The sequence below is a fragment of the Actinocatenispora rupis genome (genome assembly GCF_016861975.1).
Lineage (GTDB): Bacteria > Actinomycetota > Actinomycetes > Mycobacteriales > Micromonosporaceae > Actinocatenispora > Actinocatenispora rupis.
Map to the genome: position 1 here is coordinate 26097 of NZ_BOMB01000047.1, position 12767 is coordinate 38863.

Sequence of the window (12767 nt, forward strand, 5' to 3'; positions counted from 1 at the left end):
GATCTAGTTGTGTCCAATGTTCATGCCGACGAGGGGAGCGCGACGATGTCGAACCGCCCGACGAAGATCCTGTACACCGCGGAGGCCACCGCCGACGGCGGCCGCGCGGGGCGGGTCCGGAGTACCGACGGTGCCGTGGACCTGAAGCTCGCGCCGCCCGTCGAGATGGGCGGGGACGGCGCCGGCAGCAACCCCGAACAGCTGTTCGCCGCCGGGTACGGTGCCTGCTTCCACAGCGCGCTGGGTGTCGTCGCGCGCCGGGCCCGGGTCGACGTCGAGGGCTCCACGGTGACCGCGAAGGTCGGCATCGGCCCCACCGGCTCCGGCGGGTACGGGCTCGCCGTCGAGCTGCTCGTCGCCCTGCCCGGCGTCGCCCCGGAGGCGGCCCGCGAGCTGGTCGAGCAGGCCCACCAGGTCTGCCCGTACTCCAACGCGACCCGCGGCAACATCGACGTGACGCTCACCCTGGTCTGAGTCCACATCGGACGGTCCACTGTGGATCATCCGGTACCGGCGGCCAGGCGGGTCAGGGTGTGCCGGCACACCTTGCCGGTCGGGCCGAGCGGCAGCGCGTCGAGTACCAGGAGGTGCTCGGGGAGCTTGCGGGGTTCCAGGCCGCGGCGCGCGGTGAGGAACGCGGTCAGCTCGGCCAGATCCGGTGCGGTGACGCCGTTGCGCGCCACCACGCAGGCGCACAGCCGTTCGCCGAGATCGGGGTCGGGCACCGGGACGCAGGCGACGTCCGACACGGCCGGGTGCCCGCCGATCAGCCGCTCGACCTCGGCCGGGCTGATCGTGTACCCGCCGCGGATCACCACCTGCCGGATCCGTTCCACCACGTGCAGGCTGCCGTCGGCGTCGAACCGTCCGCGGTCGCCGGAGCGCACCCACCCACCCGGCAGCCGGTACGCCGCGTCCAGCTCGGGCGCGCCCACGTAGCACAGCGGGGTCATCGGGCCGCGGCACTGGATCTCGCCGTCCGCGCCGAGGCGTACGGCGGCGACCGCGGGATCGGGGAAGCCGACGCCCGCACCGCCCCGCGCGGTGTGGCAGTTGACGCCGTCGGACGAGCCGTACACGTTCACCACCGGACAACCGAACCGCGCCCGTACCGCCGCGTCGGTCTCGGGCGCCAGCGCCGCCGCGCTCGACACCACCGTACGCAGCGACGAGGTGTCCGCATCCGTTGGCAGCTCTGCCATCCGGCGCAGCATCGTCGGCACCCCGAGCAGGTGCGTCGGCCGGTACCGGTCGACCGCGGCCAGCGCCGCCGCCGGCTCGAACCGCTCCAGCAACACCAGCGTGCCGCCCTGCCGTACCAGGGTGACGAGCCCGAGCGACCCGTACGACGAGGACAGCGGGACGAGGACGAGCGCGCGAACCTCCGCGGTGTCGCCGTACAGCGCGGCGGCGTAGTTGCCGCGGCCGCCGCCGACCGCGTTGTGCGAGTACGCGACCATCTTCGGTTCGTGCTCGGATCCGGACGACACCAGGATCCGCGCCGGCGCCTCGGCGTCGACCGGTCCGGCCCGGACCGCGTCGCCCCGCGCGTCCGGCGCCAGCACGGTACGCAGGTCCGGCAGGTCGAGCCCGCGTACGGCCGCCGGGTCGGTGGTGAGCAGGGCGCCGGCGCGGGACCGGCGCAGCAGGCTCGCGGTGTCCCGATGCCCGCGCCCGCAAGGGATCGGCAGCGCCACCGCGCCGAGCGCCGCGACCGCGAGTTCCGCGACGACCGCGTCGATGCCGTTCGGGATACGGACGCCGACGACGTCGGTACGGCCGTGCCCGGCGTCCCGCAGCGTACCGGCCAACCGCCGCGCGCGCTCGCCCAGCTCGGCGCGGTTCACGGTGCCCGCCGCGGTCACCACCGCGGGCCGGTACGGATCGGCCGCCTCGTGCCGGCAGTACAGGGAGAACAGGTCGACGTCGGGGCAGTGGCCGGCGGCCACCCAGCGCCGGCGGTCCGCGGCCGGTACGAGATCGCGCAGCGTCACGCCCTGCGCCGAGGTCCACGTCATGCCGGCGTGAACCGCCACGGCGCGCGGACCAGCGCGCACCCGTCGTACGTCAGGGCGTCGGCGAAGCGCGGATCGCCGGCCAGCTCCGCCAGGTCCGTGCACACCGGTACCCGCGGCGCGGCCGGCGCGGTGCGGGGCGCGGCGAGCAGTACGCCGGCGGCGGACAGCAGCGACGTGTCGACCCGCCGGCCGTACCCGGTGCGCAACCGGTGCAGCAGGGCCGCGAGTACGGCCTCGACGCAGACCAGCGCGCCGAGCGTGTCGGTGACCGTGTACAGCGACGGGGTCGGGGTGGCGTCGTCCGGCCCGAGCCGCGCCGCCAGCCCGCTGGACGCCTGCACCACGTAGTCCGTACCGACCGGCGGGTCGGCGCCCGGCGCGGCACCCCAGCCGGAGGCGTACGCGAAGACGAGGCCGGGGCGTACGGCGGCGAGGTCGTCGGCGTCCAGACCCCAGCGCGCGGCCCGGCCCGGCGCCCAGTTGTGCAGGAACACGTCGGCGCCGGCGACCAGCTCGCGCAGCTCCGCGCGGCCGGCGGCATGGCCGAGATCGGCTGCCACCACCCGCTTGCCGCGGTTGAGCGCCAGGAACCGCGCCGACACGTCACCCGCCATCGGCGGTACGCCGCGCATCGGGTCGCCGCCCGGCGGCTCGACGCGGACCACGTCGGCGCCGAGCAGGCGCAGCAGGTGCCCGGCGAGCGGCCCCTGCACCCGCCGCGTCGCCTCCACCACCACGAACCCGTGCAGCGGCGCGTCCCCGGCCGCGGGCGGGGGAGTCGGCACCGCCGCGCCGAGTTCCGCGAACCGCCACGGCACCTCGCCGGTACCCGCGGGACCGGTGCGTACCGCGACGACGGTGACACCGGCGTCGGCACCCGCGGCCCGGACCTCCTCGTACGGGTGGCGGCGGGTGGTGTCGTGCAGCGCGGCCGGCAGCGGGCAGGTGGCGGTGGCGAAGCGCCCCTGGAACGGCGGCCACCCGCGGCGTACCGCGCCCGTGTCGGCGCCGAGCCGGGACCAGAACCGTGCCCAGCCCTCGGCGTACAGGGACTCGATCTCGAACCGGACGCCGTCGGCGGACACGAACGGCGGCCCACCCGTACCGGCCGGCGGCGCGCCGTCGTCGGCGGTCGTGGCGCTCGCCAGGTGCTGCCCGACCGCCAGCAGCGCCGCCTGCGCCACCGACGTCGCCACCCGACGCGCCGGCCCGCCCCGCCGGCGGTCCAGCTGCGCGGCCAGCGCGCCCTGCGCGGCGAGTACCCCCGCCAGCACCGACGCGTACGGCACCCGCAGCGGTTCGGGCCGCCCGTACCGTCGGCCGTGCACGGCGGCCAGCCCGCACGCCGCCTGTACCGACGCCTCGTCGTCGAGTGGCAGGTCGACCGGCCCGGCCCAGCCGATGTCGTACCCGGTGTCGGCGGCGCCGAGCGCCCGCAGGTGCCCCGCGGCGACCGTGGCGGCGACCGTCGCCGGTCGGGTACTCGTGGCGGTCGGTCCGCGCACCCCGTCACCTCACCGTGTCGACCTGATGATCACGGACGGTAGCATCGGCGGGCGGTTCGGCGGCGCCGTTCCGCGGGACGGCCTCAGCGTCCGGCGCCTGCCAGGTACTCGGCACGGTCCGCGGTCTGGTCGAGGAACGCCTCCTCCAGCGACCCGCTGCGGGCCGTGAGTTGGCTCAACGACACCCGATGCGCCAGCGCCACCTCGCCGATCCGCGCCGCCGTCAGCCCGGTCACGGTCAGCGTGCCGTCGGCGGCCGGGCGTACGGTTCCGCCGGCCGCGTCGAGCGCCGCGGTCAGCGTCGCCGGGTCGGGCGTGTCCACGGTGACACGCAGGCCACCACCGCGCGCGGCGAACGCGGCCAGGCTCTCGTCGGCGATCAGCCGGCCGCGCCCGATGACGACCAGATGGTCGGCGGTGTGCTCCATCTCGGTCATCAGGTGGCTGGACACGAACACCGTCCGCCCCTCCCGCGCGAGCCGCCGGAACAGCGTCCGCACCCACAGCACACCCTCCGGGTCAAGCCCGTTCAGCGGCTCGTCGAACATCAGGACCGGGGGGTCGCCGAGCAGTGCGGCGGCGATGCCCAGCCGCTGCTTCATGCCGAGCGAGAAGCCACCGATCCGCCGGCGGGCCGCCGCCGACAACCCCACCTCGTCGAGTACCTCGTGGACGCGGCGCGGCGGGATGCGGTTGGCGACGGCCAGCGCGGACAGGTGCGCCAGCGCGCTGCGCCCACCGTGTACGTCACCGGCGTCGAGCAGCGCGCCGACGTGCCGCAGCCCCCGCGGATGCGAGCGGAACGGCCGGCCGCCGACCGTCGCGCGCCCCGCGGTCGGCTCGTTCAGCCCGAGTACGAGGCGCAGCGTGGTGGACTTGCCGGCGCCGTTCGGGCCGAGGAACCCGGTGACCCGCCCGGGGAGTACGGAGAAGGTCAGGTCGTCGACCGCGGTGGTCCGGCCGAACCGCTTGGTGAGGTGCTCGACGTCGATCACTTCACCACCCTGACCCGACACCCCGGCCCGGCGCATCGGCCCGCGGTCAGTCCCGGCCGGCGCGGGGGCATCCCGGGGGCGTACGCCCGGCGGACACCCCACGACGATGCCGGCCAGGTCCGCCAGCGACCCGGTACCCGGCGCCAGGTAGTGGTCGTGGTCGGCGACGCCCGCGGTGGCGAACGGCCGCGCCCCGAACCGCGCCCGCGTCGGCTGCCGCCCGTGCCCGAACCCCAGTACCCGCACCCCCGGTACCCAGCGGATCCAGTCGCCGTCCGCGCGCGCCGCCCACACCCGCGCCCCGGTACGCAGCCGCGCCACGTCCGGTACGCCCATGCCGGGGCTGCCGTACACGGCGATGTCGCGTACCTGGTCCGGCAGGTACGCCGCGGCCCGGCCGATCACGACCGACCCGTAGCTGTGCCCGAGCAGCGTCAGCGCGGCGTCCGGCCGCAGCACGACCAGCCCGGCGACGAGCCGGAGCAGCGCGTCGGCGCCCGCCGCGGCCAGCCGCCCGCGCGCCACCTCGACGGCGAGACCGCGCGGCGTCCGGTACCCGAGCCAGGCGAGTACGGCGACGCGGGCGTCGGGGTCCGCGGCGCGGGCGGCCCCGTACAGGGTGGTGGCCTGGACGGCGGGGGCGCGGTGCGCGAGACCGCCCAGCCCGGTGTGGAAGTCGGCGAGCCGGGTGTCCGATCCCGGTACCAGCACGGCGATCCGGTCCGCCCGCGGCAGGTCGCCGACCACCAGCACGGCGCGCCCGGCCGGGTCGTACAGCAGGTAGTTCCCCGGCCAGTCACGGTACGGTCCGGCCCGCAGCAGCCGCCGGTTCGCCGCGAAGCGCAGCTCGGCGGGCGCCCCGTCGAGCCGCCCGACCAGCCCCGGCGAGCGCACCACCAGCGCCCGGCGCGCCCCGTCCGACAACCCGCTCAGGTACTCGTGCACCGCGGCCGGCGTCATCCGGGCGAGCGGCGTGACAGGGGCAGGGAGCGACACGGGTACGGGCACCGCGTCACGGTGCCGCGCGCGCCGCCCACCCGGCATCGGCCCGCGGTACGCACCGCGTCGCGCCCGCCCCGCCCGCGGCACTACGCCCACGGGCCGATGCACCCGCGCGGCAGCCCACCTACGCTCGGCATACCGGACGGATCCGTTGCGCCACAACGGAAGTCGACCTCATGCGAACGAGACCTGGAGTACCGATGCCCGTCGTGGACCGTGCCAGCGTGACCGCCGGACTGGCGAACCTGCTGGCCCGCCGAACCTCGCTGCTGGACACCGAGCTGTGCACGCTGCCGGACCTGATCCGCCCGGGCGACGTGTGCGTGGACGTCGGCTCGGCCGCCGGCCTGTACTGCCAGGCCATGTCGTACCTGGCGGGTCCGACGGGGCGGGTGCACAGCATCGAGCCGGTCACGTTCTCCCACCCCTTCTGGACCCGCGTACTCGGTGCGCAGCGGCGCGGCAACGTGCGGCACCACGCGCTGGCGCTCGGCCCGGAACCGGGACGCGCGGCGATGCGCGTGCCGTACGACGCGCGCGGCCCGGCGACGAGCCGGTCGTTCCTGGACTGGCAGAGCCACGGCCTCGGCTCGAACGCGGAGTACCCCCGGCACGCGGACGTGGAGGTCGAGGTGCAGACGCTGGACGGGCTGTGCGAGGCGGCCGGCCTGGCCCGGCTGGACTTCGTGAAGATCGACGTGGAGGGCGGCGAGCTGCACGTCCTGCACGGCGCCGAACGCGCGGTCGAGCGCTTCCACCCGACGATGCTGGTCGAGATCGAGGCCCGCCACACCGACCGGTACTCCTACACCCCGGCCGACATCGTCGACTGGCTCACCGCCCGCGGATACCGCATGTACGCGTGGCGGGACGGGTGGCGGCCCGCCGACACCGTCTGCGTACACGCCAACAACTACCTCTTCCGGCCGGCTGACTGACCACAGTGGACAGTCGGCGGGCCGGCGGTCCGGACCGGGCGGCGCCGCCGCGGTGCTAACGGAACGGCGTCGGAAACCGCGATCACGCCGCCGTGCGGTGGGGCCCCGGTCCTAAGCTCGGCCGCATGACACGGGAGGGTGCCGCGCCGGTGGCGCGACGGGTGCTGTTGCTGGCGTACCTGGTGTGCGCGGTCGTCGACCTTTTCGCCGTCGCCACGTCGAACGTCGAGCTGGAACGGCTCGCGAAGCCGCTGCTGATGCCGATCCTCGCCGGGTACCTGCTGGTCCGGGTCGGCGCCCGCCGCTCGGTGTGGCTGGTCGTGGTGTCGCTGGCGTTCGCGTGCGGCGGCGACATCGCGCTGCTCGGCAGCGGCGGGGTGTGGTTCGGCGTCGGCATGGCGCTGTTCGCGGTGACCCACCTGTGCTACGTGGCGACGTTCGTCCGGATGGGTGCGCTGCGCGGGCTGCGCCGCCGCTTCTGGATCCCCGCGGCGTACGCGGTGGCCTGGGTCGTCCTGGTCCTCGTCGTACGCCCGCGCGTGTCGCTGGTGTTCCTCGTCGCGCTCGCCGCGTACGGGCTGCTGCTGTTCGCGATGGGCTCGACCGCGGCCGCCGTGGACACGCTGCTCGGGCTGGGCGCGCTGCTGTTCGTCGTCTCCGACGTCCTGAACGGGCTGGGCGCCGGCGGGCTGGCGATGCCGGGCCACGACCTGGTCGTGATGGCCACGTACATCCTGGGGCAGGCCGCGATCGTCGTCCGCCTCGCCACCCTCACCCTGCGCCGCGCCCGCTGACCACACCGTGGCCGGCACCACCGGGCAAGGTCCTTCCTCACCGGCTGCACCGCGATCTGCCTGTTCACCCCTGCACTCGACATCGTCGTCCTCGCCCTGCGCACCACCGAACTCCGCTCACCGGGTACCACCCACCGGTGACCGCACCGGTTCCGCTCAGGTCCTCGGCATCGACGGCGAGGTACCGGCAGCCCGCGTCACCGATCACGTCGACCACGCGGTGAAGCAGATCGGCCCGCCGGGATAGGCCAACCGCGCGTCGACCGAGACGAAGGCACAGCCACCCGGGTGGTCATCCCGTTGCGGTCGGTGGCATGTAGTGGGACGGCCTCGGATCGGTGCCGCAGTTCTCCCGACCTGTGTGAGCGCGTGAAGGCTGTCGTTCCGCCCGGTCCGACGTTCGGTTCGATCGGAGCGTTCGGGTGGCCAGTCGCGGTCGGTAACTGCCTCGCGTTCGGGGGTATCGAGCGGTGGGCGCTCGACTTGGTTGCTCGGTGGGTGCTCCGGCAACACTGCCGCTGGTTGCCGCAGCCTGCCGACCTGCTCACAGAGCTGCGGACTTTTAATCCGCAGGTTGCGATCGTGGGCCTCCTGTGTTTCATGCCTGACGTGCGGCTACTCCTCTCGAAGGGGCTGGGTCTCAGAAGCGAGCGCCCTCTGAGGTCAGACAGTGACCGCAGGGCCCCCTAGCGTGGGTGGTCCACGACAACGAGGGGGCACCGCGATGAGCACCGAGACCCTGACCGGCGAGCGCGCCGATCAGCTGGCCGTCTTGGGCAAGGCCCGACACCTCCTACGCCTCACCACCCGCGACCTGACCGACGAGCAGGTCGCCCGGCGCACCACCGTCAGCGAACTGTGCCTCGGCGGCTTGATCAAGCACGTCGCCACGGTCGAGGAGCGCTGGGCCGACTTCGCCGTCCGGGGCGCGGTGGCGATGCCCGACTACAGCGCCATGACCGAGGCCGACTTCGCCCGCTGGGGTGACCAGTTCAGGATGCTGCCCGGCGAGACCCTGGGGGCCGTACTGGAGCGCTACGCCGAGGTGGCCCGCCGCACTGACGAGCTCGTCGCCACCCTGCCCGATCTGGACGTCCGGCACGACCTGCCGAAGGCGCCGTGGCACGAGCCCGGCAGCAGTTGGTCGGTACGCCAGGTGCTGATGACCATCGTGGCCGAGACGTCGCAGCACGCCGGCCACGCCGACATCATCCGCGAGTCCCTGGACGGCGCGAAGACCACGGGGTGACCGCTCCGGTCACGCGCTGCCGGTAGCTCTGGGAGCCTGCTGTGCTCGGGCGAGGCGTATCACTGCAGGGTGGTGTGGACCGCGCGAGGCTTGGCCTCACTGGTCTGTACCGGTCGGGCTCGCCGCTCCTCTGGATCCCGTCCTGGATCCCGTCCGCAGCACGGGAAACCGGGACGCTACGCACAGGCGCTGTGGCCATACCGACGCCAGATGTTTCCCTCCCCGGCGTCCGAACCTCCTCGTCCGGGAGACAGCATGCCGCAGCGTGGCGCGCGGTCTCGCCAGCGCGGTGCAAGTGGCCCAGCCTGTGCACCGGCTCGCGGGGGAGCACCGCGGCGCACAGCGGCACGCCACGCTGATCGAGTACGACCCGGCGCAGCTCACGACCCGGTGCTGGTACGCGTTCGACGCGGTCGCCTGGGTCGAGGCACACGAGTGGGCACTGCCGGTGCGCTCCGCCCGCATCCGGCGGAGGCACCGTCGTCCTCGCTGACCGGGAGCCGGTCACGTCGGTGTTGGACGACGCCCACGGTCGCGACGACACCGATGCTCAGCAGCAGGATCGCAGCGAGTGCCGCGAGGCCGAACCACCACCACGTCGGTGCCATGTTCCCATCGTGCAGGCCGCGCGGCGCGGTCGACCTCGGGAGAATCGGTACGACGTGGGCGTGTTCGGCGCGGCATTCCCGCCGGATGGCCCATGTCTCTTCACGGCTTCGATCGTTGCGCTCCCGGCCGGAACCTCGGCACGATGCCCGGACGCGCGCCGGCGGCGTGGTCGCCGACCGGTTCGGGCCGCGCAGGGTCGCCGTGGCCGGCGACGCCACCCGCTGCCTGGTGATCGGCGCCGTGGCTGCGGCCATCCTGCTGACCTCACCCGGCGTGGGGCTGCTCATCGGGCTTGCGGTGATCTTCGGTGTTGTCGACGCGCTGTTCGTGCCCGCGGTGGGTGCGCTGCCTCCACGCATGACTACCCCGGGGCAGCTTGCTCGGGTGCAAGGAATGCGCGGGCTGTCGATCCGCATCAGCAACGCTGTCGGCCCGCTGCTGGCCGGGGTCGTTCCGGCCGCGGGCGGCTCGGGCGGAGCATTCATCGCGGCTAGTGTCCTGTTCGCGTTGTCGCTGCTCCTGCTGCTGACGGTACGCACCACCGTACGGCCGGCCGATCACGGGGCCGTGCGGTCGGTCGATCGCGGGGCGGCCTGGCGCGGACTGGGCGACGGGCTGCGCTACCTGCGCCACCACCGGGTTCTGGCCCCGCTGGTCGCGGTGATCGGCTTGAGCGAGATGTGTTTCAGCGGTCCGGTCGCCCTCGGACTGGTGGCGTTGGCCCACGAACGCGGCTGGGGCGCAGCGGGCATGGGATGGATCGCCGCCGCCTTCTTCACCGGCTGCGCCGGGATCTGCCTGACCGCCGCTGCACTCGGCATCATCGTCCCGCCCTGCGCACCGCCGAACTCCGCTCGCCGGATACCACCCACCGGTGACCGCACCGGTCCTCGGCGTCGACGGTGAGGTACCGGGACGGACTTCTACCTGTTCTTGGTCGCCGTCAGCACCACCATCGGGGCACCGGCGACCCACTCCTCAACCGAGTACGGCTGCTCCGCGTACCAAGGCTGAAGGCGGAATGCCTCGGCCGCGATACGGCAACGCTTCGCCTGATCAGTCACCTCCGCGGCCGCGACTTCGACGTCACGATCAGGGTTGCGGAGGTGCAGCACCGCCCAGGAGCAGGCCCGCAGATTCGCGAGCCAATTGCGGGCGCCAGGCGTCCCGGTTATCACCATCTCGCCGTCAACCGTCACGTACCAGATCTCCACGCGTCGGCGCTGGCCACTTCGGCGGCCCACGGTGCTCAGGTCGCATGTGCCTGTTGGCGGGATCTCGCCTGCTTCCACGGCGACAGTCTACGAGGCGGGAAAGATCGGAGAATTGGTTCCGCTGTCAACGACGTCCTGGCCAGCAACAGCCCGGCCGACCGCGGATCTGGTGACCGTCAGGGGTGCCCGGGCGGCGACCGCATACGGCGAGTACGTCGCCGGCGAGATCGCTGGAGACGTCTCGGACGGCGATCGCAGGCTCCTCGGCTGACACCGATACGCGGCGGCGCGTGATCAGGCTGAGCGGGCCTACTGACGGCCACGGCGGTCGGCTGCGGGGAACGTCCTCTGCCGCGCCGCGATGCCGGGTACGCCACGCCCACTCCCAGCACCGCACAGGCGTCGGGCGGCGCTGGGAACGGGCCATGGCAGGTGTCGGACGGCGCGCGGCCCCTCGTGGCTGGCGGAGACTCAGGTTCGCACCGGACCGGAAGGCGCTCGTGCCGACAACCGCGACGGGCTCGCCGCAGCGGATCCGGCCTTGCCCGTCAGGCGACGAAGCTGGCTACGGGGCGGTGTGCGACGTGGTGGGCTGGTCGGGACAGGTAGAACACGGAGTGGTACCAGCCGTCGGCTTCCAGCCCGGTCGGGTCGACGCCGGCCCGGGCCAGGGCGTCCAGCGTGCTGCGCCGCTCCCGGTCGTCGAAGAACCGCCGCTGCTTGAAGGTACGACCCTCCAGCTGCTCGGTCACCAGACCGTACCGGTCGAGGACGGCGGCGATCGCGTCGTATCCGACGGTACGCAGCGTGAAGGCTGCCACCCAGGGCGGGTCGTCACGGCAGCCCAGCAGCCGTTCGAACGTCTGGCTGGTGATGTACCCGACGCCACCGGTGACGGTGACCAGGTCGGCGTCGGCCGCGGAGGCGCGCAGCTTGTCGCTGGCGGTACGGTCCTCCAGGTTTTCGGCGAAGGCCGCGTCGAGCAGCCCGGCCCGGATCGCGTACCGGACGGCGGGTGCGGACGCGTCCACCCCGACGACCCGCGTGCGGTGTGGCCGGCGCCGCGCCGCGAAGTACTCCTGGTCGGCGTCGACCAGCTCGTCCGGGGACAGCTCGGCCAGGTCCGGGTCGGCGTAGCGGTGCCGCAGGTCGGCAAGGGTGACGTCGTGGTTGAGCAGCGCGGCGGTCAGTCCGTACGAGGAGCACAGGTCCAGCACGGTGACATGGCGGCCGTCGCGGGCCAGCGCCGCGGCCAGCCGGCGGAACACCGCGGATCCGTGCGTGGGGATCTGGTAGTCGAGGGGACCCAGCGTTGCGAAGTACGCGCGGGGATCCGGTTGGCGGTAGATCTCGTCGAAGCTCGTCTTGTCCCAGCTCACCAGGGGGTGATCCCTTCGCTCAGCGGCACGGTGGAATTCGGGTGGCCGGCTTGTCCCGGTCTGTGTAGAGAGCCATGGGACGAACATAGGGGTAACGGCACAAATATCGGGCATTCGGTCCGACCGATTGCTCGTGTGCGGCCGTCGGGTGATGCCGGGGCCGGCGGCGGTGGCGATCACCCTGGGCGGCGCCGGCGCGGCGGCGACCGAGGCGCTGCGCGCAGTTCACGCCGTACGGCCGGCACCAGCTGGGCACACGGATGGCCACGGTGACCTGCTCGTGGTCGCCGACGCGGGCCTGCCGGTACCGCGGGAGGTGGAGGTCGACGGCCCGTTTCCGTGCTACCTGGACGCGAACCGCGACCGCCCGGCCGGGCCGCGCGCCTCGACACGCGAGCACCCGGCCGGGTCGTGGTCGGTCAGCTCGGGAGCGGTCGCCGACCGGTGATGCCGAGCAGGATCTCCTTGACCGGCGCCGGTACCGGGGTGCCGTCGCCGACCCGGACGTCGGCGTCGGTGGCGACCAGGCTGATGCCGCTCAGGTCGGTACCGAAGTAGGCCAGGTTCTTCGCCCCGGCGTGGGCCAGCACCTGCGCGATCCGCTCGGCCGGTACGGTCGGCAAGCTCAGCGCCTCGGTGATGTCCAGGCCGTGGATGACCTCGTGGCTCAGCGCGCCGGCCGCGCCGCCGCCCGGCGGCTGCCACGGGTGCCGCACGTTGTCGCGGTAGACCGCGAGCAGTTCGGCGTCGCCGAGCCGTTCGGTGGTGTCGTGCGCCTCGGCGTCGGCGTACCGGTCGAAGTCCATGCCGTACGCGGCCAGCGCTGCCTGGAACTCCTCCGCGCTGGCCATCCGGTACGGCATGGTCATGTGCGCGACCACCTCGCGTACCCGCCAGCCGGCGCACAGCGACGGCGCCGCCCACTGCTGCGGGCTCAACCCGGCGAGCAGCGCGGCCAGCCGTTCCCGTTCGGCGTACGTCTCGGCCCGCAGCATGCTCTCCTCGGCCGGCAGGGTGTCCTCCCCGGCCCGCAGGATGTCGTTCTCGGTCATCTCGCCCTCCTG

At 73.8% G+C, this 12767-nt stretch carries 13 protein-coding genes and 1 pseudogene; 7 read left to right on the forward strand and 7 right to left on the reverse strand.

Annotation, left to right across the window (positions count from 1 at the left end; all coding sequences use genetic code 11):
- Positions 1–45 precede the first annotated feature (45 nt).
- The gene (locus Aru02nite_RS32840; protein ID WP_203664249.1) at positions 46–474 is read left to right on the forward strand and encodes an organic hydroperoxide resistance protein; all 429 of its coding nucleotides are present in this window, start codon (positions 46–48) and stop codon (positions 472–474) included.
- A 26-nt stretch (positions 475–500) separates the two neighbouring features.
- Here the strand turns inward: Aru02nite_RS32840 and Aru02nite_RS32845 are convergent, their stop codons facing one another.
- The 4 genes and pseudogenes from Aru02nite_RS32845 to Aru02nite_RS37035 all read right to left on the reverse strand — a co-directional run.
- Positions 501–2018: a class I adenylate-forming enzyme family protein gene (locus Aru02nite_RS32845; protein WP_203664153.1), complete on the reverse strand. Its 1518-nt coding sequence runs from the start codon at positions 2016–2018 to the stop codon at positions 501–503.
- The gene (locus Aru02nite_RS32850) at positions 2015–3523 is read right to left on the reverse strand and encodes a CoA transferase (RefSeq protein WP_203664154.1); all 1509 of its coding nucleotides are present in this window, start codon (positions 3521–3523) and stop codon (positions 2015–2017) included. The genes Aru02nite_RS32845 and Aru02nite_RS32850 overlap by 4 nt, the downstream gene beginning before the upstream one ends.
- A gap of 83 nt (positions 3524–3606) precedes the next feature.
- The gene (locus Aru02nite_RS37030; protein WP_239077105.1) at positions 3607–4554 is read right to left on the reverse strand and encodes an ABC transporter ATP-binding protein; all 948 of its coding nucleotides are present in this window, start codon (positions 4552–4554) and stop codon (positions 3607–3609) included.
- 219 nt (positions 4555–4773) lie between these two features.
- Positions 4774–5562: pseudogene (locus Aru02nite_RS37035) on the reverse strand (alpha/beta hydrolase); the annotation flags it as partial.
- Positions 5563–5720: 158 nt separating this feature from the next.
- On the opposite strand from Aru02nite_RS37035, the gene Aru02nite_RS32860 reads away from it, so the two are divergent.
- The 5 genes from Aru02nite_RS32860 to Aru02nite_RS32880 all read left to right on the forward strand — a co-directional run bounded on the left by Aru02nite_RS32860 (position 5721) and on the right by Aru02nite_RS32880 (position 10016).
- Positions 5721–6458 carry an FkbM family methyltransferase gene (locus Aru02nite_RS32860; protein WP_203664157.1) on the forward strand — a complete coding sequence of 246 codons (738 nt, stop codon included), beginning with the start codon at positions 5721–5723 and terminating at the stop codon, positions 6456–6458.
- 125 nt (positions 6459–6583) lie between these two features.
- The gene (locus tag Aru02nite_RS32865; RefSeq protein ID WP_203664159.1) at positions 6584–7252 is read left to right on the forward strand and encodes a lysoplasmalogenase family protein; all 669 of its coding nucleotides are present in this window, start codon (positions 6584–6586) and stop codon (positions 7250–7252) included.
- Between the two features lie 724 nt (positions 7253–7976).
- Positions 7977–8501, forward strand: coding sequence for a DinB family protein (locus Aru02nite_RS32870; RefSeq protein ID WP_203664161.1), 525 nt, complete (start codon positions 7977–7979; stop codon positions 8499–8501).
- A gap of 295 nt (positions 8502–8796) precedes the next feature.
- Positions 8797–8994 (forward strand): hypothetical protein, encoded by a 198-nt coding sequence (locus tag Aru02nite_RS32875; RefSeq protein WP_203664163.1) that lies wholly within the window; start codon positions 8797–8799, stop codon positions 8992–8994.
- Between the two features lie 200 nt (positions 8995–9194).
- Positions 9195–10016, forward strand: a complete 822-nt coding sequence (locus Aru02nite_RS32880; protein WP_275408771.1) for an MFS transporter — start codon at positions 9195–9197, stop codon at positions 10014–10016.
- A 17-nt stretch (positions 10017–10033) separates the two neighbouring features.
- On the opposite strand, the gene Aru02nite_RS32885 is transcribed toward Aru02nite_RS32880, so the two are convergent.
- The gene (locus Aru02nite_RS32885; protein WP_203664167.1) at positions 10034–10402 is read right to left on the reverse strand and encodes a nitroreductase/quinone reductase family protein; all 369 of its coding nucleotides are present in this window, start codon (positions 10400–10402) and stop codon (positions 10034–10036) included.
- 470 nt (positions 10403–10872) lie between these two features.
- Positions 10873–11703: a hypothetical protein gene (locus tag Aru02nite_RS32890; RefSeq protein WP_203664169.1), complete on the reverse strand. Its 831-nt coding sequence runs from the start codon at positions 11701–11703 to the stop codon at positions 10873–10875.
- A gap of 151 nt (positions 11704–11854) precedes the next feature.
- Between Aru02nite_RS32890 and Aru02nite_RS32895 the strand changes: the two genes are divergently transcribed.
- Entirely contained in the window at positions 11855–12151 is a 297-nt protein-coding gene (locus Aru02nite_RS32895) for a hypothetical protein (RefSeq protein ID WP_203664170.1), read from the forward strand.
- On the opposite strand, the gene Aru02nite_RS32900 is transcribed toward Aru02nite_RS32895, so the two are convergent.
- A complete protein-coding gene (locus Aru02nite_RS32900) occupies positions 12123–12755 on the reverse strand; it encodes a maleylpyruvate isomerase family mycothiol-dependent enzyme (protein ID WP_203664172.1) in 633 nt (210 codons plus the stop codon). The two genes, Aru02nite_RS32895 and Aru02nite_RS32900, sit on opposite strands and share 29 nt — an antisense overlap.
- Between the last annotated feature and the right edge of the window lie 12 nt (positions 12756–12767).